Source organism: Peribacillus huizhouensis (genome assembly GCF_014138605.1).
Taxonomy (GTDB): domain Bacteria; phylum Bacillota; class Bacilli; order Bacillales; family DSM-1321; genus Peribacillus; species Peribacillus huizhouensis.
Genome location: NZ_JACJHX010000014.1, coordinates 1 through 22924, shown reverse-complemented (window position 1 = coordinate 22924; position 22924 = coordinate 1). Strand labels below are relative to the sequence as shown.

General features: G+C 35.9%; 23 protein-coding genes and 1 pseudogene. 6 read left to right on the top strand and 18 right to left on the bottom strand.

The window, feature by feature from the left end; translation table 11 throughout:
- Positions 1-9: 9 nt before the first annotated feature.
- From HNP81_RS17955 to HNP81_RS17920, 8 genes are all read right to left on the bottom strand, one after another.
- Positions 10-1452, bottom strand: a complete 1443-nt coding sequence (locus HNP81_RS17955) for an aldehyde dehydrogenase family protein (protein WP_028390097.1) — start codon at positions 1450-1452, stop codon at positions 10-12.
- Between the two features lie 43 nt (positions 1453-1495).
- A complete protein-coding gene (locus tag HNP81_RS17950; protein ID WP_034300229.1) occupies positions 1496-1795 on the bottom strand; it encodes a hypothetical protein in 300 nt (99 codons plus the stop codon).
- 125 nt (positions 1796-1920) lie between these two features.
- A complete protein-coding gene (locus HNP81_RS17945) occupies positions 1921-2481 on the bottom strand; it encodes an NADPH-dependent FMN reductase (protein WP_182503517.1) in 561 nt (186 codons plus the stop codon).
- Between the two features lie 58 nt (positions 2482-2539).
- Positions 2540-4024, bottom strand: a complete 1485-nt coding sequence (locus HNP81_RS17940) for an aldehyde dehydrogenase (RefSeq protein ID WP_028390095.1) — start codon at positions 4022-4024, stop codon at positions 2540-2542.
- A 20-nt stretch (positions 4025-4044) separates the two neighbouring features.
- Positions 4045-4842 (bottom strand): alpha/beta fold hydrolase, encoded by a 798-nt coding sequence (locus HNP81_RS17935; protein ID WP_182503516.1) that lies wholly within the window; start codon positions 4840-4842, stop codon positions 4045-4047.
- Positions 4842-5420 (bottom strand): amino acid synthesis family protein, encoded by a 579-nt coding sequence (locus HNP81_RS17930; protein WP_028390093.1) that lies wholly within the window; start codon positions 5418-5420, stop codon positions 4842-4844. Before HNP81_RS17930 ends, HNP81_RS17935 begins: the two co-directional genes overlap by 1 nt.
- Positions 5421-6566, bottom strand: coding sequence for an LLM class flavin-dependent oxidoreductase (locus HNP81_RS17925; RefSeq protein ID WP_182503515.1), 1146 nt, complete (start codon positions 6564-6566; stop codon positions 5421-5423). It lies immediately after the preceding gene.
- Positions 6567-6582: 16 nt separating this feature from the next.
- Entirely contained in the window at positions 6583-7251 is a 669-nt protein-coding gene (locus HNP81_RS17920; RefSeq protein WP_220478628.1) for a GntR family transcriptional regulator, read from the bottom strand.
- Positions 7252-8229: 978 nt separating this feature from the next.
- Between HNP81_RS17920 and HNP81_RS17915 the strand changes: the two genes are divergently transcribed.
- Entirely contained in the window at positions 8230-9606 is a 1377-nt protein-coding gene (locus tag HNP81_RS17915) for a purine-cytosine permease family protein (RefSeq protein ID WP_182503514.1), read from the top strand.
- Positions 9607-9844: 238 nt separating this feature from the next.
- On the opposite strand, the gene HNP81_RS17910 is transcribed toward HNP81_RS17915, so the two are convergent.
- From HNP81_RS17910 to pdxR, 3 genes are all read right to left on the bottom strand, one after another.
- Positions 9845-10147 carry a hypothetical protein gene (locus tag HNP81_RS17910; protein ID WP_028390089.1) on the bottom strand — a complete coding sequence of 101 codons (303 nt, stop codon included), beginning with the start codon at positions 10145-10147 and terminating at the stop codon, positions 9845-9847.
- 463 nt (positions 10148-10610) lie between these two features.
- Positions 10611-10850: an aldehyde dehydrogenase family protein gene (locus HNP81_RS17905; protein WP_312859700.1), complete on the bottom strand. Its 240-nt coding sequence runs from the start codon at positions 10848-10850 to the stop codon at positions 10611-10613.
- A 34-nt stretch (positions 10851-10884) separates the two neighbouring features.
- Positions 10885-12318 carry a MocR-like pyridoxine biosynthesis transcription factor PdxR gene (pdxR, locus tag HNP81_RS17900; protein ID WP_182503512.1) on the bottom strand — a complete coding sequence of 478 codons (1434 nt, stop codon included), beginning with the start codon at positions 12316-12318 and terminating at the stop codon, positions 10885-10887.
- A 758-nt stretch (positions 12319-13076) separates the two neighbouring features.
- On the opposite strand from pdxR, the gene HNP81_RS17895 reads away from it, so the two are divergent.
- On the top strand, positions 13077-13520 hold the full coding sequence (locus HNP81_RS17895) for a YfmQ family protein (protein ID WP_028390085.1): 444 nt from the start codon (positions 13077-13079) through the stop codon (positions 13518-13520).
- Positions 13521-14025: 505 nt separating this feature from the next.
- Here HNP81_RS17895 and HNP81_RS17890 read toward each other — a convergent pair.
- Positions 14026-14367, bottom strand: coding sequence for a GrpB family protein (locus tag HNP81_RS17890; RefSeq protein ID WP_182503511.1), 342 nt, complete (start codon positions 14365-14367; stop codon positions 14026-14028).
- 153 nt (positions 14368-14520) lie between these two features.
- The gene (locus HNP81_RS17885; RefSeq protein WP_028390084.1) at positions 14521-14976 is read right to left on the bottom strand and encodes a hypothetical protein; all 456 of its coding nucleotides are present in this window, start codon (positions 14974-14976) and stop codon (positions 14521-14523) included.
- A gap of 209 nt (positions 14977-15185) precedes the next feature.
- Between HNP81_RS17885 and HNP81_RS17880 the strand changes: the two genes are divergently transcribed.
- From HNP81_RS17880 to HNP81_RS17870, 3 genes are all read left to right on the top strand, one after another.
- On the top strand, positions 15186-16562 hold the full coding sequence (locus HNP81_RS17880) for an aminotransferase-like domain-containing protein (protein ID WP_182503510.1): 1377 nt from the start codon (positions 15186-15188) through the stop codon (positions 16560-16562).
- Between the two features lie 173 nt (positions 16563-16735).
- Entirely contained in the window at positions 16736-17938 is a 1203-nt protein-coding gene (locus HNP81_RS17875) for an aminotransferase-like domain-containing protein (protein ID WP_182503576.1), read from the top strand.
- Positions 17939-18202: 264 nt separating this feature from the next.
- Positions 18203-19096, top strand: coding sequence for a DMT family transporter (locus tag HNP81_RS17870; RefSeq protein WP_182503509.1), 894 nt, complete (start codon positions 18203-18205; stop codon positions 19094-19096).
- Between the two features lie 111 nt (positions 19097-19207).
- On the opposite strand, the gene HNP81_RS17865 is transcribed toward HNP81_RS17870, so the two are convergent.
- The 4 genes and pseudogenes from HNP81_RS17865 to HNP81_RS17855 form a co-directional block, all read right to left on the bottom strand.
- Positions 19208-19564, bottom strand: coding sequence for a hypothetical protein (locus tag HNP81_RS17865; protein WP_182503508.1), 357 nt, complete (start codon positions 19562-19564; stop codon positions 19208-19210).
- Between the two features lie 37 nt (positions 19565-19601).
- Positions 19602-19700, bottom strand: a pseudogene (locus HNP81_RS24005) (enoyl-CoA hydratase); the annotation flags it as partial.
- Positions 19701-19733: 33 nt separating this feature from the next.
- Positions 19734-20510: an AraC family transcriptional regulator gene (locus HNP81_RS17860; RefSeq protein ID WP_182503507.1), complete on the bottom strand. Its 777-nt coding sequence runs from the start codon at positions 20508-20510 to the stop codon at positions 19734-19736.
- 26 nt (positions 20511-20536) lie between these two features.
- Complete coding sequence (locus tag HNP81_RS17855; protein ID WP_028390079.1) at positions 20537-21112, bottom strand: LysE family translocator; 576 nt, start codon at positions 21110-21112, stop codon at positions 20537-20539.
- A gap of 621 nt (positions 21113-21733) precedes the next feature.
- Here HNP81_RS17855 and HNP81_RS24750 point away from each other — a divergent pair.
- Positions 21734-22012 carry a heterocycloanthracin/sonorensin family bacteriocin gene (locus HNP81_RS24750; RefSeq protein ID WP_182503506.1) on the top strand — a complete coding sequence of 93 codons (279 nt, stop codon included), beginning with the start codon at positions 21734-21736 and terminating at the stop codon, positions 22010-22012.
- Between the two features lie 208 nt (positions 22013-22220).
- On the opposite strand, the gene HNP81_RS17845 is transcribed toward HNP81_RS24750, so the two are convergent.
- Positions 22221-22610 (bottom strand): hypothetical protein, encoded by a 390-nt coding sequence (locus HNP81_RS17845; protein WP_182503505.1) that lies wholly within the window; start codon positions 22608-22610, stop codon positions 22221-22223.
- Positions 22611-22924: the final 314 nt, after the last annotated feature.

The window sequence follows — 22924 nt, the reverse complement described above, 5'->3', positions numbered from 1 at the left end:
CTTCACTCCTTAATTCCGGTTCCAAACAATTAGCTTCATTTCTGTCATTTCTTCAACTGCATATTTCAATCCTTCACGGCCTGTACCGCTTTCCTTCACTCCACCGTAAGGCATATTATCAACACGGAATGTCGGAACATCGTTGATCATCACTCCACCAACTTGTAAATTTTCTGCTGCATCTAGCGCTGTATGGACATTGTCCGTATAAATTCCTGCTTGCAGGCCATATTTAGAGTCATTGACCAAATTAATTGCTTCTTCCACCGTTTGGATCTTGTTGATTAGAACGATTGGAGCAAACACTTCTTGGCACGACACTTTTAAGTGCGAGTCAGCATCTAATATGACGGTCGGATGAAGAATATTGCCTTCCCTAAACCCGCCTGTTGCAATATTAGCTCCACTTTGTTTCGCCTCCTCAATCCAATTAAGAGTTCTATCAACATCATTTTGGGAAATCAAAGCGGAAACATCCGTTTCCGGATTAAGTGGATCACCTACTTTTAATAATTTAGTTGCTTCGATAAATTTTTCAACAAAACGATCATAAACCTCTTCATGAGCATATATCCTTTGCAATGAGATACATACTTGTCCCTGGTTCGAAAATGCTCCCATTACACATCGAGAGATAATCTTATCAATGTCTACTCCTTTATCAATAATAACAGCTGCATTGGATCCTAATTCTAATGTCACACGTTTTAACCCTGCTTTATTGCTGATACCAATTCCAACAGCTGGGCTACCTGTAAAGGTAATCATATTTACTCTAGAATCGGTGACCAACTTGTCACCCACCACTCTGCCTCCACCCGTAACCACATTTAATGCTCCTTTAGGCAATCCTGCTTCCTGCAATAGTTCGGCCAAGAACAACGAGGAAAGCGGTGTTTGGCTAGCTGGCTTTAGAACAATTGTATTTCCTGCTGCAATGGCTGGACCTACTTTGTGAGCAACCAAGTTCATAGGGAAATTGAAAGGTGTAATAGCTCCGATTACTCCAATTGGTTCACGTACCGTGTAGGCAAGTCTGTTTTCGCCGCCTCGTGCCGCATCCATTGAAAGTGTTTCGCCGTGAATTCGTTTTGCTTCTTCAGCTGCAAACTTGTAGGTTTCAATTGTTCGATCCACTTCACCCTTAGCTGTGTTAATTGGCTTGGCTGATTCCATCGATATAATTTGAGCAGCTTCCTCTGCACGTTTTTCAAGAAGTTGAGCCAATGTTTCCAACACTTTTGCACGTTGATGAGCTGGCATTTTGGCCATGATTTTCGTAGCGTTTTGCGCTGCTTCGATAGCTTGGTCAGTTTCTTCTTCTGTAGCCATTGGGATTTCAGCTAAGACTTCTCCAGAGTATGGAGAACGAAGTGGACTATATTCTTTTGCATCCATCCATGACCCATTAATAAGTAATTGTTTTTTTATTACATTGTTTATCGTTGTCATGCTCGTTGGTCACCCTTCCCTCTTTGTATTTCTCACCTACAGATTAGAGGCAATTTTTAAAACTCGGCGATTCTATTCTTTGAAAATAATATTCTTCTAATTTTATGATTAATCCACCTTGACCAAATTTACAGCGGTTATTTTCCAATTTAGAATTTCCCTTAATAAATTCAAGAAAAAATAATATACGATTACGTCTTTCTAAAACGTTTCGAATGCCTTGCTTGTAAAACCAAGCATCTATTGTATTAAAAACACCTCTATTAACTCCGTAGTTTTCATTACAAACATTAATAAACGATAAATCTGTTAAGTGTATGGTCTCTTCTACATCTAATAGCAATTTATTCACTCCTTGCTATCTAGCACTGTATTTAGAAATTTTCTTATGTCAAAACATGTTGTTTTCATGAAGATAAACAGTTTCTTATTTCATCCTTATATCATTTGTCAATAAAGGTCTCTCGATCAAATGACTTGTGTCACTTGATTCGTGTTTTTTAATGCTTTTTGCATAAAAACGACTTCTTCACTTAGCAAAGATACACGTTCTAATACATTCTCATCAACTAGTTCGTTTTGCGGACTGAAATGATCATTATGTGCATAAACAGAACTTGGTGCAACGAATGCACGGAAATAACCTGCAATTGGCTTTAGCTGATTCTCAATCACTAAATAATGTTGGTACGTTCCGCCAGTAGCAATAAAGCCCATCACTTTATTTCGAAAAATCGCAGGAGGTACTAAATCAAACAAGTTTTTCAGAGCTCCTGTCAGTGATCCTTGAAATATCGGTGTTCCAATTATGTAAAAATCCGCTGATGCTACGATATCAATTACTTCTTTGGTGTCCCCTGTATATGTTGATGGATCACGACCATCACAAAACTGAACATCATACTTTTTCAAATCAAGCAATTCGATTTCGATATCAGGATGATTTTTCTTTACTTCTTCCAATGCCTTTTCAATCACAACTTTTGTTTTTGAACCAGTTATTGTTCCTGAAATCCCCAGTAACTGCATTACATTTTCCCTCCTATTAATAGCCCTTACTTATAAAGTGATTTTTACCTATTAATATTTACCTCATGATGAACGGATCAGGAATGGGTTCAGAGGATGTATTGATCCAAACCACTTTGTCTTGCATATATTCATGAATGGCTTCATATCCGCCTTCTCTGCCATAGCCACTTAAACCAGAGCCGCCAATTGCCGCTATCGGTGATATACTACGATATGTATTCACCCATACGATTCCTGCACGGATCGCTTTTGCCACCCGATGAGCTTTTGCAATATCACTCACCCAAATCCCAGCTGCTAATCCGTAATCTGTACTATTGGCTAATTGAATAACTTCAGCTTCATCTTTAAAAGGAATAACACTTAAGACAGGACCAAAAATCTCTTCTTTGGTAATACGTGACTTGTTATCAGTGTGTTCGAAGATAGTAGGTTCAAAGTACCAACCTTTTTCTAATTGCTTAGGTCTTTTTCCACCGTGAACAAGTTTGCCCCCTTCATCCAACCCGATAGACACATATTTCTCAACACGCTCCAATTGTGCTTGCGTTGCCAATGGCCCCATTTCAGTTTCATTTTGAAATGGATCACCAATTTTAATTTGCGACACACGATCAACGAGTTTTTGCATGACTTTATCGTAAATATCTACATGTAAAAATGCACGAGAACCAGCAACACAACTTTGTCCTGAGGCACCAAAGATTCCTGCTATAATTCCCATCGCTGCATTATCTGGGTTGGCATCCTCAAATACGATATTAGGTGATTTTCCTCCGAGTTCAAGTGATACCTGTGCAAAGTTTTGTGCCGAATTTCTGACAATATGACGAGCAGATTCCGATCCACCAGTAAAGGCAATGCGCCTTACAAGTGGATGTGAAGTAAGCGAGTCCCCGACAGGCATTCCAAAGCCCGTAACTACATTTACGACCCCAGGCGGAAATCCAGCTTTCTCTACTAGTTTTACTAATTCTAAGAGAGATGCCGAGGTCATTTCAGAAGGCTTAATAACGATTGTATTCCCTGCAATAAGAGCGGGCGCTAATTTCAATGTTGTTAAATAAAGAGGAGAGTTCCAAGGTGTAATAGCTGCTACTACTCCAAGCGGTTCTTTTGATGTAAAAGCAAACATATCATTTTTATCAATTGGTAAGGTTCTTCCATGAATTTTATCTGCAAGGCCTGCATAGTAATAGAAAAATTCAGGCAAATACTTTACTTGACCACGCATTTCACGAATTAATTTTCCGTTATCAAGTGTTTCAACTTCCGCAAGCTCTTCAGCATGTTCAGCAATCAGCTCTCCAAGCTTTCTAACAAGACGCCCTCGTTCTGTGAATGTCATATTCACCCACCCTGAATGCAAGAAAGCATTATGAGCAGATTGAACAGCACGATCAACATCTTCAGCGTTCCCTTTTGCGACTTGGCACCATGCTTCACCGGTTGCAGGGTTATAGCTATCGAAATATTCACCACTAGCTGATTCTACCCATTCTCCATTTATATACATTTGATATTTTTTGAGCTCTGTCATTTTCGCTCCCCCTTATACCGCTAATCCTTTTGCTTATCTATAAACATTCGGATCGTATCATTTACAAATTGGGCCCCTTCGATCGGTAACATATGTTTCATATTCGGTACAATCACCATTTCTGACTGGGCAATTTGTTCGTGCATCTGTCTTGCCATTTCTGGATTAGATCCAATATCATCCTCACCTGTAATAATTAAGGTTGGAAGCTCGATTTGCTGAAGCTGCGGCCATAGTTCTTCATCTGCAGTTGCAAAAAGTGTATATGATGCTAAATATGATAAAGGTTCATTTGTTTGGAGCCTTGTCCGAATCCTATCAACTGTTTCTTTCTGGGTATTTAAGAAATCATGATTAAACCAACGTTGAATGGCTGGTTCAATTGAGACAGTTGGTCCTTGTACCTTCACTTCTCCAACTCTTGCTAATATGGCTTTTCTCTGCTCTTTCGTACGATTAGCAACGGCACTCATGATTGTTAACGTTTTCATTTTTTCCTTATACTTCAATGCGAATGCTTGAGCGACCATGCCACCCATTGAGAAGCCTATAATATGGCTTTTCTCCACTTGTAAGTAATCCATAAGTGCTGCTAATTGCTCGACATACTGTGCTAGGGAATAAGGACCCGGAGGATGCTCAGATCCTCCGTGCCCAACCATGTCATATACGATAACACGGAAATGTTTCGACAAGTCTTCAACTTGCTTTGCCCACATAGTATGATCTAGGCCAACACCATGAATTAGAATGAGCGATTCACCAATTCCTTTTTCTTCATAATGAATCGAATCTTTTCCATGTAATGCTATTGGCATTAAACCAGCCCCATTTCAATCATGTCTTGATGGCGGTTGCCTGTTCTAGGATGTGGACGTCCTCCTGTAGAAATCCCGATTGCGACAACAATCTCATCCGCTCTTGGTGCATCAGGAATAGCTGCTTCAAAAGTTACAAAGTGAGAACGCTCAGACTCGTCAGTTTTATGTACCATTGGAATCATTACAGCGGAGCCTGCACCGCCTCGCTTATTCGTAAAACTTAAAATACTCGTTCCTTTCACAGCATCACGGAATTTATTGCCGAATTTTAATGTATGGATAAATGCTGAAGCATGTTCAATTTCCCCATCCACTCCTACAACTGCTGCCTTGCCAAATGCTTCTACTTCATCAGGTGAACCAATATGCTTAAATAACTCAGCAACTAATAGTTCGCCTATTTCCGGTGCATATTCATCAATTTCCGGCTTTAAGTTTTCAACATATCCTCTATCAATCCAAGGATTTTTGATGACTGCCATCGTTGTTATCATCTTGATTGGATTATCTACTTTCTTACCACCTTCAATACGTGTTTCTTCAACGGCTGTATACACTTTGCGAATTTCCAACATTTACATAACCCCCAGTTTAGTTTTTGTGAATTTTGGCATAACTTCTTCAGTGAACAATTTCAAACTTTTCATCATTTTTTCATGCGGTAAACCATTGTGGTTCACCCAAAGTAGTAAAGTTTCTAAATTGAGTTCTTCCTGTAACTCTTGAATTTTTTCTGCTACATAGTCTGGTGTACCAAATAATAAATTCCTTGGATGCAAGAAATCATAATTCAACTCTTGTCCATCTTTGACTTTTTCCCCTGGATCCATGAGATTGCTAAGTCCTCTCCAATGACAAATCCAGCGATAGTTGTTTAATACTGCTTCTGCAGCATCTTGACGAGCCTGTTCCATTGTTTCAGCAACATACACATCGCGAACCAAAGCGATGTCTTGACCAAGCGGTACATCATAGCCTCTAGATTTGGAAGCCCTTTCACGATATAGTTCAAAACGCCCTTTCAATTCTTTAACAGTCGGCATCCAAAACATGCCTTTAATATTATTCTCTGCCGCCCATTCAATTGAACGAGGAGAATCTATTACTTGCCACAAAGGCAGTGATTCCTGATATGGTCTAGGCATAAGCGAGATTTTATTAATTTCACCTTTTTCCATGTCCATAAAATCCGGTGTTGCTGGGCTCATTGGATGACTCCATTTCAATCCTTTAGGAGGAAATTGATAAATGTCGCCTTCATGTGAAAAGAAACGATTCGACCAAGCTTTCTGTAAAATCTCTAACGTTTCTTCAAACAGTGCCCGGTTTTGCTCTTGGTTTTTTGGATCAGCCAATGAGTTTAGATTAGCCGCTTCTCTTCCGTATAATCCTCGAGCTAAACCAACTTCTACACGGCCCTTGCTCAGTTGGTCAAGCATGGCAATATCTTCTGCCAAACGAAGCGGGTGCCAGAAAGTTGCAACATTGGCAGCTTGTCCAATTCGAATTCGCTTTGTACGAGCTGCAATATCAGCCCCCATTAAAATTGGGTTAGATATTAATTCATTGCCTTCATGACCAAAGTGGTGCTCGGTGTACCAAATTGAATCATACCCATTTTCATCACAGTAAATAGCTTGTTCACGGGCTTCATCTAGAACCTTGTAATACTCATCGTGTCGGCCTGGTCCAGCAAGGTTGGCGAAGATTCCAAATTTCATAAATCATATACCCCCATTAATTTATATTTCTTGTCCCTAATTTTTTTGCAATATCAGTTTTAAGTTTAGCTCCACTTGCTCTAACATGCTCTCGCATGGATTTCTCAGCTTCTTCACAGTTACCGTTTTCTATGGCTGCTAAGATTAACTGATGTTCTTTAAGCGATTGTTTAAGGCGTATCGGATCTTCAATAGTTACAAAAACATACCGGTTATAAGGTATTTGATTGAGTAACAAATTTAGCATAGTAGTTAATTTAGAGTTGTCGGCCCCTTCTAGAATGACAGTATGAAAAGTATTATTCGCTTCCACATACTGTTTATTATCTGAAATTTGTATAGCCTTCTCCATGTCAGCAACTGCTGCTTTTAGTTTATTAATTTCTTCGGAATTCCCTCTTTCCGCTAGCAGACCTGCTGCAAGCCCTTCCAAAACTTCTTTTAAAGCAAATAATTCATTTAGTTCCTTTTCAGTAGGCTTTGTTACACATGTTCCTACTCTGGGAATAATTTCAACTAACCCTTCTCTTTCTAATTGTTTTAATGCTTCTCTAATTGGCGTTCTACTTACTTTGTAATACTCGGATAAAACAGCTTCTGATAACTTTTGACCTGGCTCATATTCACCAGTAACAATAGCTTCACGAATTGCGTTAGAAACTTGAGCAGTAATGCCTAATGTCAATATAGCTGTGATGAAAAACGCCTCCTCTTAAGTATGTACCATGTACCATACAAGGTTGGTTGATAAGGTAAGTATAGATTATTCAAAATTGCACGTCAATTAAAATTTTAGAAAATTTATTTTTTTATTAATCTTCCATTCTTTAATAAAATCATTTAGTACAGATTAGTATTCACTACGAATTTGTTTTAACTAAAACATCATTGCCCCTACTAAGCTTCCCTTGATTTTCTTCCTTTCACGACAATGAACATTAAGTAATTTTATATTTATTATTAGAATACATTACGCGGTTATCATATGTAGCCTATCCAACTACATCACGATCTCTATAAGATTATAATTCTCTAACTAGCTTAGAATAAGTAATTGGCTTTGTGGATGGCCAGATGGCCAGCCCCCATTTATCTTCCTTCAAAATTCATAGACACCTAAAGTTGTTATTAGGAATGTAGTAAAGATAAGGATCACTGGGCTTTAACTCGTTATTTTTTCCATCTCTCTACAGTAACATCGACTCGGTAATGAGGTTTTTTTAGACTCAAGTTCACTTACTCGTTTTTATCACATAGCATCATAACAATAGCATTCCACCAATTTAAAGAAAATTGATGATGTCGAAAGACTGAAGATGTGTTTAAGAAACAAACAAGGGCATTTGCTCTTTTTGTCACATTAGTGGTGCCAAAGAATCCTTGATACTTGATAATGCGATTTTAAGTAAAAGGAATTTTCATTTTACTTAAAGATAAGAACTTCTTATAGAGTGTTAATCAATTAGTGAAATTATTAATGAAGGCTAGGCTAATTAATTTACCATGAAGTTGACAATTTTTCCGTCTTAATTTTTTCTGAATATATTGACATTTGTATTCGCTTACAATTATAGTATTTCTATCAAGCTACTTGCATGGTACATGGTATGGTTCAACTTGCATGGTACATGGTAACAGGTAAATTTACAAGGGGGGATTATTAATGAAAGTTGAGACTCGAAGTATTGAATATATTCCTGCAGAAGAGAGGCACGGTAAGGCTCGCGATTTATTTCCTATTTGGTTTGGGGCAAACATGCATATTACTACGCTAGTAACAGGGGCATTACCCATTGCATTAGGTCTTAATTTATTTTGGAGTCTTGCAGCAATCATTTTAGGAACCTTACTAGGCGCCATTTTTATGGCTTCCCATTCGGCTCAAGGTCCTCAACTTGGAATTCCGCAAATGATTCAAAGCCGGGCGCAATTTGGGGTAATAGGGGCTATTTTTCCATTGTTTCTCGTTATGTTTGTTTATTTAGGTTTTTTTGCAAGTAGTGGTTTGCTTGCAGCTCAAACCTTAAGTAGCTTAACATCTATTGACCAAACATGGAGCATAGTATTTTTAAATGTTCTATGTTTTATAGCAACCATTTACGGTTATAACTTAATTCATAAAATGCAGAAATTATTGTCTTGGACATCATTTCTTATTTATCTAGTTGCCACATTTATTGTTTTTCAATTACCGCTTCCTTCAGGTAGTTGGACAATGGGTAATTTAGATTTACCGGTATTTTTGTTGGCGGTAAGTATGGTAGCAACATGGCAATTAGCCTACGCTCCATATGTTGCAGACTATTCTCGTTATCTTCCAGTATCTACTCCAGCATCTCAAACATTTTGGTATAGTTATGCCGGAACTTCAATTGGAACTATCTGGATGATGACATTAGGCGCAACCTTGACTATAGCGATTCCGAACTTCCTTGACCACTCTGGTGGAAATTTAGCACATTTATTTGGTAGCTTTGCCATAATCATGTTCCTCATTATTATCTTTGGACAACTTGCCATCAATGTGTTTAATTTATATGGTGCATTTATGGCAACCATTACAACGATTGAGCCGTTCATCAAGTTAAAGGTTACACCAAAAGTTCGGATTGGCATGATCTTTTCCGTAACAGTTGTAGGAACTGGTCTATGTTTATTAGGTCAAAGTAATTTCCTAGCTTTTTTCTTAAACTTTATTTTTTTCATTAGTTACTTTTTAATTCCTTGGACCTCTATTAATCTAGTAGATTATTATTTGCTACGACGTGGACGTTATAATGTAAAAGATATTTTTGATTTAAATGGCCAATATGGAAAAATAAATTGGATAGCTTGTATAGCTTTTCTTGTATCAATCCTTGCAGAAATCCCTTTTATTAATACATCATTCTACGTTGGACCTATAGCGAAGGCATTCGAAGGGGCTGATATTGCTTGGGTTATTGGATTGGTAGTCCCAGCAGTTTTATACTACTTCCCAATGAAAAAAAAGTTAAATAATGAAAAATGCGCTGAAGATAAAATCGAGAGAGTTATATAGATTATTAAGTTCTCAAATGATGAAATGAACTCTGAATGGGGATCCCTCTAGACTTAGTTCCACAATCTTCAGACCAGCCTATAATATCGAATTGTGTGCAGACTTGGGATTTGGTATTAAATTAGAATGGCTCTTAATAACAATTTATTTTATTAAAAATTGAAATGTAGATATTCTACATAAAGCAAGGGAGCCTATCATAATATAGGCTCCCTTTTATTACTCAAAAATTATTTTATTAATTAGATTTAGCTAAAAATAAACGTATGGAAGACAACAACAATACAATAATGCCGTTCATAATATAGAGTCCTGTAAAAAGAACAGTTAGTATACCTGCCCCCCAACCGCTTTCATCGAAGGTTAAAACAAAAAATAAAGTGCCGAAGTAGATAAGTGGCGTTAGCAGTAGAAAAATAATACCTGCCCATACCCTTTTTTTAATATTTTGTTGAGAAAATTTGAAGGTATAAAAGTTGATCAAGCCAAACACTATAATTTCTAAAATAATGGTTAGTGACAATCCAACAGAATCAGACATACAACATCTCCTTTTATTATTTAGAAGGGGTTATTTGGAAATTTTTATTAATTTAAGTTTATCATATGTTGTTTCAGTTAAGGACAGACAATTATCCTCAATCATTTTTCTTTAATCCCGATATCAACCAATTATTAAAATTCCTCTTTCCTTTTGCTAATATTAATCCCAATTGTACTTAAAAGCGTTATTAAACAACCTGGCCCAATTGATGAACAAGAAAAAATCCTGCATATCAATACAGGATTTTTGATCAAACTTTTTTTAATTATCGAATTTTATTTCAAAACCACAATATACCTGTCATTATTGCTAAGATTAACTTTTTGCAAATTCTGAGAAGGTGTTTTATGTTAACTACTGTCAAATAGTTCTTACGTTTATTAATCTGACTGCTTTATCTATGTGCTTATTACTACCATAATTCTAGATCGTCTACCTCTTTGTTGTTAAAATAGAAAACTTAAGAAAATGGGTATTGACGAGGCTCTTTTTGAACAGATACCCATTTAACAGTAGTAAATTCCAGAATAAACAGCCTACTTAACCCAAAAGGAGTTGCGTTGGCAACTTGAATCGCTTCTTGCTCACTATTTACTGGTATTAATACAGCAACGGGTGCGAAATTCTCATTTTGGGCAACGGCCATATCATTTTTTACATCAGCTAAGATAATCGGTTCCATAACGTTACTATTTTTTATCCCACTCTTAATGGGCAGTAAAGGTCCGATTGGTTCATCTGGTTAAGTTTAGTGCATCCGCAAACCTTTTTATTCCCTCATTTATAGTCTCTTCTTTCTCTCTAGCAAAAGTGAATCGTGCATAACATTTTTTAGATCCCATCATAGACCCAGGAGCATAAATAATTCCTCGCTTTATGGAGTTTTCCAACAATTTCATTTCATCTACATCTCTTTTTAGTTTGCACCAAATATGGATTCCACCTTGAGGAATAGTAAACTCCACTTCATCTTTTAGAAAATTATTAAAACTTGATACAATTTGATTGCGCCGCTTTTCTAATGCCTTCACTAATTTCTTGATATGAGAATGAAAATGCTCTGATTCTAAAAAATCGTTAGCGATCCATTGGGTAAAGCTAGCATGACCAAAATCAATTTGTTGTTTGGCATCAGATAATCTCTCTATTACCGATCTTGGCCCTATAATCCAGCCAATTCTTAAACCAGAAGCAACGACCTTCGATAAAGAGCTAATGTACAGGACATTTCCATGTTTATCAAGAGATTTTAATGTCGAAACTTCTTCTCCTTTAAAAGACATTAAACTATACGGATCGTCTTCCACAACAGGTATTCCATGTTCTGATGATATTTCTAAAATGGCTTTCTGCTGGCTCTCTTTAAGCAAGGTGCCTGTTGGATTTTGAAAAGCTGGATTTAAAAATATCATTCTTATGCGATGTTTTTTATGTAATTCCAATAACTCATTTGAATCTACACCATCTTCATTTACTGGTAAATAGAAAATTTTTAAACCTGCTGATTTAAATATTGGGAGATTATAATGATAGGATGGATCTTCAATCACCACTGCATCACCAGGCTTTAATAAGCATTGAACGACTAGGTGTAAAGCTTGTTGAGCACCAGAAGTAATTAGAATAGATGAAGGATTTGTTTCAATATTTCGAAACTCCATCACATGCTGTGTAATTGTAGTCCTTAAAACTGCATTCCCCTGTGGATGGTCATAACCTAGCCTACCGATAAAAGACCGTGTTGAAGTAATCTCTCTTAATGCGCTTATTGGAAAGAGGTCCTCCGATAATTCACCACTGGCTAAATTGATTAATTTTTGCTCTTCCATCTCTTTACGTATTCTTTGGGCGACCGGTAGATTCGGTAAAAATGAACCTGCCTCAATGTATCTGTTCCAACTAGGTATACGTTTTTTAGTTATTCCCCATATATCCTTACTTATAGTAGTACCACTTCCACGATTTCGTTGAATGAGACCATATGATTCAAGCTCATCATATGCGGCTACAACAGTACTCCTATTTATATTTAGCTCTTTAGCTAAGTATCTCTCAGAGGGTAGCGGTTTATCTGGCGGAAAAGTTCCATTTGCAATGCCATTTTCAATATACTCAGCAATTTGTTTATAAATCGGTTTTTTAGCTTTTCGATCAATGTTCCAGTCCATTTATTTGCATCCCTTTAAAAACTCATTTTATATATTGTAACCTAATTATCATTACTTTTTCTTTAATACAAATAAATAACCTATTGAGTCATCATAGGTTATTACCTTAATTCCCACCAAACGGAAAGACTAATATACACACCAAGTGCAAGGAAAGATAATAGAATAGCGATAACATGTATGAATGTTAAGTTTGAACTATTTTTTTAGTAGAGCCACTATACTTTTTGTCACTCTTACTCACTTCCCATATTTCCCCAACCAAAGCTAGTATAAAAGTAATCACGACAAAAGCAATCAACATTTTCATAGGCCACCACTTTAATGTACTTTTATAAAAAAGTCTGTCCAAAATGCCCAAATATAATATTTCATCTAAATCATCACTATAAAATAAATTGTACTGCTTGTCCCCATCCATTTTTCAATGAATTTTACCATCCACTTTATTGTATTACACCATTTCCCTTCATCCTGAACTCTTATTGAAGGCCCTTATATCAAGTCATTTTAATATTTTCAAACCCTATTAAACTGCTAAATATCCCTTTTTAAAAAAGTTTTTCTTATTTGAACAATTAGTGACACATCTCATATTTAATTGCATTTTAAAATTGGTGTCTTTATTATAAAGTGAAACTTCAATCAGTGGGGGTTTTACTGCCCGTTAAAGCGGGATAAAAATCAATAATAGTGAATCAGTTAAACGATCAAAACGATTTCATTTTCACTGGAATTAAAAAAGGAGTTAATATCATATGACATGGACAGTTGTTATTAGTTTAGTAATTGGATTTATTCTCAAATTTTTACTTAGTCCTCCAAGTGCAATGGTGGGATGGGTCTTAGGTAAATTTGAACTTCATCCAAAACTTGAGTCAAAAGAGGTTACTGTAACATTTAACGGAAAGAATTTAAAAGAGGAAGAAAAGGTTAGATTTACTGACTATTTTAATGAAGCTGACTTTTTAAAAAAATACTATATATTCCCAGGTAATGAAAAATTATTTTTACATCCAGAGACTAATGTTACTCCATTTGTCATCAACGTAAAAAAAGGCAAAAAAGAGGTTTATTTCTTTGTTTATAATTACGATAATCACGTTGATGTAGTCAAGCAGTCCAAGAAGAAAGTTGTTTCTTATAGTCTTAGTTCTGATAATCTACAAAAATTTACTTTGCCAACTAAGGGATTAGCATAGTACTAAAAGAAAAGGCTTGATATACAATTTAGTAACTTATGTTTCCATTAGCCCGTCATTATTTGAATGTAAATATAGTTTAAAATGACTAAATCTAAATTATTGTATTAGAATATATGATAACTTAAGATAAGCATATTGAGAGATGTACAGGGAAAGTCATTAGTACAAAGACATGATATTCTTTTAGAGAACTCCAATAAATGATATAAAACAAAATCCCCGGTTTGAACTGCCCCGTAAATGTTAGACACCAACTAACATTTACGGGGCAGTTCATATCAGGGATTTTTTCTATGTTTAATCATTATGGTTTATTTTGAAAGCACTACACTACATTTAATTTTATCCCTAAAAATTAATAACCATCTATCGACTTATCAGATAGATGGTTATTAAAGATGTTTAAAAATTTAGCATTTCCTTTATTTCACTATGTTTAATTTTTTGTCTGTTCTTCTTTTTTACTTTTTGTAATATCTTCTGAATAAAAAGAGATTTATTTTTAAATATAAGAAACTCTGTCAAGACGAAACGTTGCTGACAAATCAACTTTTAATTGGTGATATTCTTTTAAAACATCAGGATTATTTCTCAAATAATTTCTGAATAAAATTTGATTGTTCCAGCCTTCTCCTTCAAACTGATAAAAATGCATATGATGTGTACCAGCTCTCCATTTTCCTTTTCGGAAGAAACGTCTTTTAGGAAATTCTTCATGATAAACAAATTCAAATCCTATTTGGTTTAAAGACTCAATAAATTTGCTAACTACCTCTAAATCATTTACTCCAATAATAATATCTAAAATAGGTTTAACCCCTAACCTAAATTCAATAATTCCCATTTTTTCTAGTTTTCAGTTTTAAGATCATTCCTTTTTTAGACATCCGTGGACTTTTGCTGAGTAAAGAAAAATATGAAAATGATAATGGGAAGCACTATTAAAAATGTATTGTTTCTAGAAGTTTTTACTGTAGGAATATCTGTTAATGACATTTTACTCATTCCCTTTTAGATTAGTTAATAATTCCGGTGGAACGATATAATGCTGCGTTACAATTTTATTAAAAAAGTTATAATCTTCAATTGGAAGTGCCGGAAGAACTTCAGGATAACCGAAAATAGGACCTGAAACATTAATTGAAAAATCACCAGACGAAACAAATGTGCCAGTCACATGTATTACATCATTGATTAATAGTATAGCTATAATGATGTCCAGTATATCGATAAAAAGGTTACCTTCTTGCGAATGGTGCTTCCCTTCTAAACGATGCCCTCCAAAAAGAGGACCACCTAACGAGAGACTAAATCTGCCTGGTCTTACAAACACGCCAATGATTGTGATTTGCCCGGTTAATAACAGGATTGCTGTAGTAATTTCGATACTTCGTTGAAAGGAGTGAATTACTTTTTTATTTGTATCAAATTCACAGGTCTCATTCAATATCATCACTCCCTATGTAGGCATTATATTCAGATAAACTGACAAACGTCACTTAATTGAGATCAATAATCAAGGTTTTATCATAAAGTTTGATCATTTCTTACGGAACTAAAGCACCCCGTTAGTGAATATTCTAGTAAAAAATTTTAAAGGAATTTACGGATTTGAATTTGTTACCATACAATTTTATAATTGTGTGAAAAAGGATGAGGATTGTGCCTATTAATTCATTTGAAGATTATCCAATGACATGGAAGCCGACGTTAAACCGAGTAGATAGACCGATTTATCAGGCATTAGCTAAGCAGTTAGAATGTGACATTAAAGAGGGACGCTTAGTTCCAGGCACAAAACTTCCACCACAAAGAGAGTTAGCAGACTATTTGGATGTGAATCTAAGTACAATCTCAAAATCATTTAAGTTAGCTGAGTTAAAAGGACTGATTAGCGCAACCATTGGTAGTGGCACTTATGTTTCATATGATGCGATTTCGAATGCATACTTGCTTTCAGAAGAAAAGCCAAAACATTTAATTGAAATGGGTGCACTGCTATCAGATCGTGTATCATATGGACCTTTACATGACTTACTGCAATCCATGTTACAAGAATCCGATGGTGCGAGATGGTTTGGGTACAGCCGGCCAGGTGATACGATTTGGCAAAAAGATGCAGGCGTCAAATTATTAAAATATGCCGGTGTTGAAACGACTAGAGATCAGATCTTACTGGCTAATGGCGGACAAAATGCCATCACCGCAACACTTGCGGGTCTTTGTCAGCATGGAGATCGGATTGGTGTCGATCACCATACATATCCAGGCTTAAAGACAGCTGCCGCGATGCTGGGCATCCAGCTTGTTCCGATTCGGTCAGAAACTGATGAAATGAGTCCGGAAGCACTTCTGTATGCATGCAAAAATGATAACATTAAAGGCTTATATATTCTTCCGGATTATCAGAATCCGATGACCTATACAATGAGCGTTGAAACTCGCAAGGCTATTGCGGAGATTGCCATAAAGTATAATTTATTTATTATTGAAAATGGAATGTTTCATTCAATCCAAGATAAAGTATTGCCGCCCGTAGCGGCATATGCTCCTGGGCATACGATTTATGTAGCGAGTTTATCGAAATCGATGGCACCTGGACTCCGTCTTGCTTATGTGGCCGTACCTTACAACTTCCTGGATACTACTCGTAAAGCTCTTTATAACTTAAATATTTCCGTATCACCACTATTTGCGGAGTTAGCAGCACGAGCAATTGTATCGGGTCAGTTTGATAACATTGTTGGACTTCATAAAGAGGAAACTAAAGCTCGCAATCAATTGGTCAATCATTATTTAGATAAGGAAAATTGTTTAGGCGGAGAAACAGGGCTGTTTCGCTGGTTACATTTGCCGAACCATTATTCAGGGGACCAATTTGAACAAATAGCTGAAGCACAGGGGGTACAAGTTTATAGTGGAGGGCGATTTGCGGTAGGCAATGTTGCACCGGCAAATGCCGTGCGTTTAGCGATTTGTGCTCCAGAAACGAGAGCCGAACTTGAAAAAGCGCTTATTACACTCAAAAGATTAATTTAAATATTTTGAAATATAAAATAAATATTGTTTGCCATACAATTATAATATTGTATGGCTTTTTTGTACATGTTATGATATTTCAAATTAGTGGGAGGATGTCACGCCTCGATACAGTAAGGGAAGGGAAATAGCTAATGATGGTTAAACAATATGATTATAAGGAGCATTTAGAAATGCGCAACAAATTTGCAAAGAGAGCTAGTTTGGTTAAATCTTCTGAAACGCGTGAAATCTTAAAGGTCACAGAACGACCAGAAATGATTTCTTTTGCAGGAGGTCTCCCGGCTCCGGAACTGTTTCCCGTAGAGGAACTAAATGTGGCATGTGAAGCCGTTCTTAAAGTAGATGGCCCTGCTTCACTTCAATACAGTACAACAGAAGGATATATCCCGCTTAGAAACGCGATCATTAAACGGATGGATGCGATCGGTATTCAAGCACATTTACAGCAAATCTTGATTACATCAGGGTCCCAGCAGGCTATTGACCTGACAGGAAGGCTCTTTCTTGACGAAGGGGATACCATCATTTGCGAAAGCCCCACATACCTGGCTGCGGTCAATGCTTTTAAAGTATACAATGCCAACTTTGTAGAAGTAGAGATGGATGAAGACGGCATGATGATGGAAGCACTGGAGAAACAGCTTCAGGAGAATCCCCAGGCAAAATTTATTTATACCATTCCCGATTTTCATAACCCGACAGGCCGAACGCTCAAACTTGAAAGACGAAAAAGAATGATTGAGCTCGCCAGCCAGTATGACGTTTTGATTGTGGAAGATAATCCGTACGGAGCGGTCCGGTTTTCTGGAACTGCCCTTCCGCCAATAAAACATTTTGATACAGAAGGCCGAGTCATTTATCTGAGCACCTTTTCGAAAATCTTCACACCGGGACTTCGGCTTGGCTGGATTTGTGCAGATGAAGTATTTATTGAAAAATACGTGGCATTTAAGCAGACAGCAGACTTACACTCTGACAGCTTTGCACAGCGGATCACGGCTAAATATATGGAACTGTATGATATAGAGGCTCATATTGAAAAAATTAAAGCTGTATACAAAGAAAGATGCACAACGATGCTTACCTGCATCGATCAGTTTTTCCCTAAAAATATCTCCTACAGCAAGCCGGACGGCGGGTTATTTATTTGGGTAGAGCTTCCTGCTTCTGTTGATTCAAGTAAAATCTTTGTGGAGTGCTTGAAGAATAATGTGGCTATTGTTCCTGGTATTCCATTTTTTCCAAATGGTACACAAAAGAACACATTACGGCTAAATTACTCGAATACAACGAAAGAACAAATTAGGGAAGGTATAAAACGTATGGGTGAGGTCTTACATCATGAATTAAAGAAAGAAACAACAACTTCTTAAGTAATGACGAGGCAACCTAGCTTCTGTCTTTGTAGCTCTATATGAAGGAATGCTTAACTTGTCACTATCAATATCTATTAATAGAAATAGGGGGAATTATGATGCCATTATCAAATACAAACTTAAACACTTGGAAGCCATTTTCAACATCACCGCCACCACCGTTTACTCGATTTGTTAAATCAGTACTGAATAAGCTTATATTAAAAACAGATTAAGAATCTGCGAAATATAAGCTGTTTCGCAGATTCGAAGGAGTAAACAATGAAATCTAAAATTCAGTTTATATTATCAATGGTCATTTTCGGTACAATCGGTTTAGTTGTTCGATACATTGATCTTTCTTCGAGCGAAAGGGCCTTACTAAGCAGTTTCATAGGATGCTTATTTTTAACATTAATATTCTACATCATGAAGAAAAAAATATCATGGAATTTAGTTAAATCGAATGCTTTAATTTTGTTACTTTCTGGTATTGCATTGGGTGGAAATTGGGTTTTTCTTTACCAATCCTACGACCATACAACAATTGCCAATGCAACGCTAGGCTACTACTTTGCACCTGTGTTTGTGATGGTTCTTTCTCCATTAATCCTTAAGGAACAATTATCTATTAAAAAAATTATATGCATTGGTGTAGCGATCATTGGTTTGGTTTTAATTGTTGGTGAAGGCGTAAGTGCATCTAATACAGATGATATTCTTGGACTTTCCTATGGAATAATCGCAGCTGCGTTTTACGCTGCATTATTGCTATTAAATAAATTTATTAAAGATATGGGAAAGTTAGAGCTAACAATCATTCAACTAGGAATAACTGCTTTACTGCTCATGCCATACGTTTTCTTGACTTCCGGCTTTGGTATTTTTGGTGTATCCAGTTCTTCCATTCCATTTATTTTAATTTTAGGGATCATCAATACAGGGATTGGATTTTGGTTATTCTTCTCTGGCATGGAAAAATTAAAAGGACAAAGTATCGCTATGCTAAGTTATGTGGATCCCTTTGTAGCAATACTGATTTCCGCAATGATACTGCATGAACAGATGACATTGGTTCAAATGCTTGGTGGTACATTACTTTTAAGCTCAACATTTGTTAGTGAAATTAAATCAGTCAAATTTTCAAAACGAATAATAAAAACATTAGCTAAATAACGAGAAAACAGTGGGAACATTCGTTTCCCACTGTTTTTATTTTTATGCGGTTATTGAACTAAACCCCCGTTTTTCAATAAGATAAAGGAGCTACCGTAATAACTCCTTTGTTCAACTCTTGTAATAGTATGAGCTAGACCATCCATATTCTTTACCATTATCTGAACACCATTTTAGGAAACCTTTTTTACCCTCACTTTTAAAAGCAATCCAGTCATTCAAAAGATTTTTGTAATAATTTGCACTTTCATTAACATACTTTTTACTTTCAACATCAATCATTTCTGTGGAGAGGTTTTCAATTTTCAAAACTGCCTCTTGGTCCTCAGAAATATCACCAAGGTAGGCATCATCAGAAATGTGGTGAAAAGAAAACTCAAGGAAATTAAGATAATAATTAATGATCTCCATCAAGACTCTTTGTTCACTCTTTCCACCAATTTCAAGTGCCTTTTCTAAATATTCCATACGATTTTCGGCATTTAAGAATATGCCAAACCATCTGGTGTGAGCCTTCATCACCTGAAGCCTTAGTAAACAATTCAACATCTTCTACTGTGAAAGTCCGTTCAAATATAATTTTATCGCCTACTTTTAGAGACAATTTTATTTCCCCTTTAAATTTTAAAACTCCTCCTCAATTTAAATGTGACATATATCCAAATGCTGTTGTTCCATAAACACTTTTGAAATGTTTATTTAAATGGGTTAAATCAACAAAACCACATTCAGCTACTGCTGAATAAATATCTCCATTTTTTTCTATTAACTGCTTTGCACGTTCTATCTTACAGTTAAGAAAGTATTGGTATGGTGAAATCCCAGTATGAGCCTTGAACAATCTAATAAATGTAAATTTTGATAAATTAAGCTCTTTACATATCTGGTCAAGTTTAAGTACATTTTCTAAGTTGGTTTGAAGCATATCCTTTGCTTTTCTAATTAGGGCGTTATCTTTCTTGTAATCCGTAGAAAGATTAGTTTGAATAAGGCTATCTGCGAGGGATAAAAGTAATTCACTGCACAAAGCCTCATCTTTTTCGCTCAATATTGCATTAGCCAGACTTAAAACTCTTTGTTCAATTCTATAATCGTACACAATAGGGTTTGAAAAACGTACAATATCCTTTTTCTCAATAACTTCTAAAAGCAATTGTGGCTCAATATATAGCATCACATAATCAAGGCCTGTCTCATCATGTGCCCTTCCGTCATGTGGCTGCTCTGGATTAAAAAGCATAACACCATTTTGATATGATAATTGTAAACTGCCATCCAAGTTATACTGCTGAATACCACGCAATGTGACGCCTATTGCATACTCCTTGTGAGAGTGGTTTTTATAGGTAAAATCAGTAATACTTGCTGACAACGCAGTAATACCTGCTGACTTTTTATAGATAAATTTTTCCAATTTAATTCACCTCTTAAGTAGCTTACCTACATCCATATCATGATTGCAGCATAAACTAAAAACAATGCCATCAGTACATTAACAACCTTTTTATGCTTCTGTAAAAACTTCTTGAAGATCGCCCCGAAAAGTACCCATGTAATAAATGCCAAAAATCCAATACCAATTATAGCTATAACACTTATTGTAACGGCAGACTTTGAGACATAGTAAGGCATAATATAGGTAGGAATGACAGTCATTGTAAATAGTACTACCTTTGGATTTAAAAATTGAGTAAGGAAGCCTGACATAAACGTACCAGTTTGATTTGCAGATGGTTTCGATGCATCCGTTTTGTAGACTTGATAAGCGAGATAAAGCATATATAAGCTTCCGATTATCTGCATTATAATGATAATTTTAGGGATAACTGTTACAAGTAAAGTGTTTAACATAGCAGAAATAACAAGTAATAAACCAAAGGCAATCGTTGCTCCATACGTATATTCCATTGCCTTTTTTGTCCCAGAATTATGAACAGTGGATAATATGACGATATTAGTAGGTCCTGGTGTAAACGTAACAATAAAACAGTATACGACAAAAGATGTAATATTCATGAGGTAAACTCCTTTCAAGATATCCTCATATAACTGTACATCTTAAATTTAAATAACTTATAGTATGTTATTGCAGGAATCAAAAAAGCTTCTGTAAAGTTAACCCTACAAAGTTAGCCAGAATTAATAATCCTATTGATATTTGAACTAGCCTGCTTCTATAGTTCAATACTGCTTACTTCATTAAATAGCCCTTTAATGGAAAAAAGCGCTGTTCCTTGTAAAAGAAAAGCGCCCGATAGTTTAAGCGAAATACTTCACATACCCAATCCGATATAAACAAGGGGAGTAGTCCATCTTTAGTCCAAAACCAGAATAAGGATAAAAGGGTACCTTCCTTTTCAAAAGCAAGTCTTCCCCTAAAGAGATCTTTCGTTGAGATTTAAAACAAGTTGAATAAAATTAATCCCCATCGTTACTTCCAAAGACAACATTTTATGAAGCATTTAACATGAATTAGGCTTTTAAATCAGTAACAGTCACCTAAAAGTAAGCATACTTTGTTGAAGAGAGTAAACGTAGTATATCTTAATTACACATAACTGACAAAATTTCTTCCTTCAAATCTCTTGTTAGATGTCTGTTTAACCAATTTTTCTTAAATAAACAGGGGAGGTAAACATGCTCAATTTTCAAAATGAACTTCAAACTTTAGGAATGGATAATTTCCAAGTTGGTCAGTTAATTCCTACGGGTCCTCAGAGTCAGGATCCGAGAATATTTGGCGGTATGCGTTGTATGCGTTGCGGTGGCATGCGTTGTGGCGGCGGTATGCGTTGTGGTGGATTCCGATGTTTCGGTTGCTTCGGCTGCTTCAGCTGTGGTGGTTGTGGTGGTTGTGGTGGTTGTGGTGGTTGTTATAGCGGCTACGTTGATTACGACGATTGGTACAATTACTAATTCACAAAAGAAAGAATGGATATCTATTGAAATAAAGTGCCCATGCATAATTTGCGGGCAAGGGCACTTCTTTACTGATTTTCATTTTGGACAAAAAATCGTACACTAACTGATAGGGCACAATCGTAACGATCAAATAAGAAATGGGATTCCCACAGCAACCCCACTGTCCAACTAAAGCACCAGTTAGTTCAATAAAATATGTATCCTATTTTAAGTGGTCTTCAATAATTTCTCTGAACACGTTCTTAGCTTCTTCCAATGTTACTAACTCCCCGATAACCTTACTTCCAGGGATTTTTGTTGAAAGTGGTATACCTAAAAGATACCTTTGACACTTCCATATAGGAACTTCAAATATAATTTTATTGAACATTTTATTCTCTATTTCTATTTCTACTGAAACGAAAGAAAAATATCTAGGTTTAAAAGGGTCTGTTCCGTATTTTTTCAATTCAAGGTTAATCCTTTGTTTTCTCTCAGTAAAAGTAGGTGTATATTCACTTAATAATAATTCGATATGTTCATAAAAAGATTGTTCAGTAGCTTTAATTAACTCATTTAAGTCGAGAGAAAAATCCCTTTGTAAATATTTCAATGGACTGGTCCTTCCGCAATGGTTTTTAAAAATTTAGTTTAATCTTAAATAAGTTATTATACCTTCTAATCGATTAATTCAACTATCATTACTTAAATTCTTACTACTCAATTAAACTCCTTTAGTTGAAGAAGGGGTCTTTTCGAATGTATGATTTTAGATATTTTTGTACATTGAAAATATCTCCAAATTGGTGGTCGCGTTGTTGAATTAAAGCTCCCCGTTAGCCATCCATGAAGCGCAAAAATCAGCGCTTCACCACAGAGAATGAAAATGGTTTAGAACCGTCAATACTGATTCTACGGCTGGGAGAG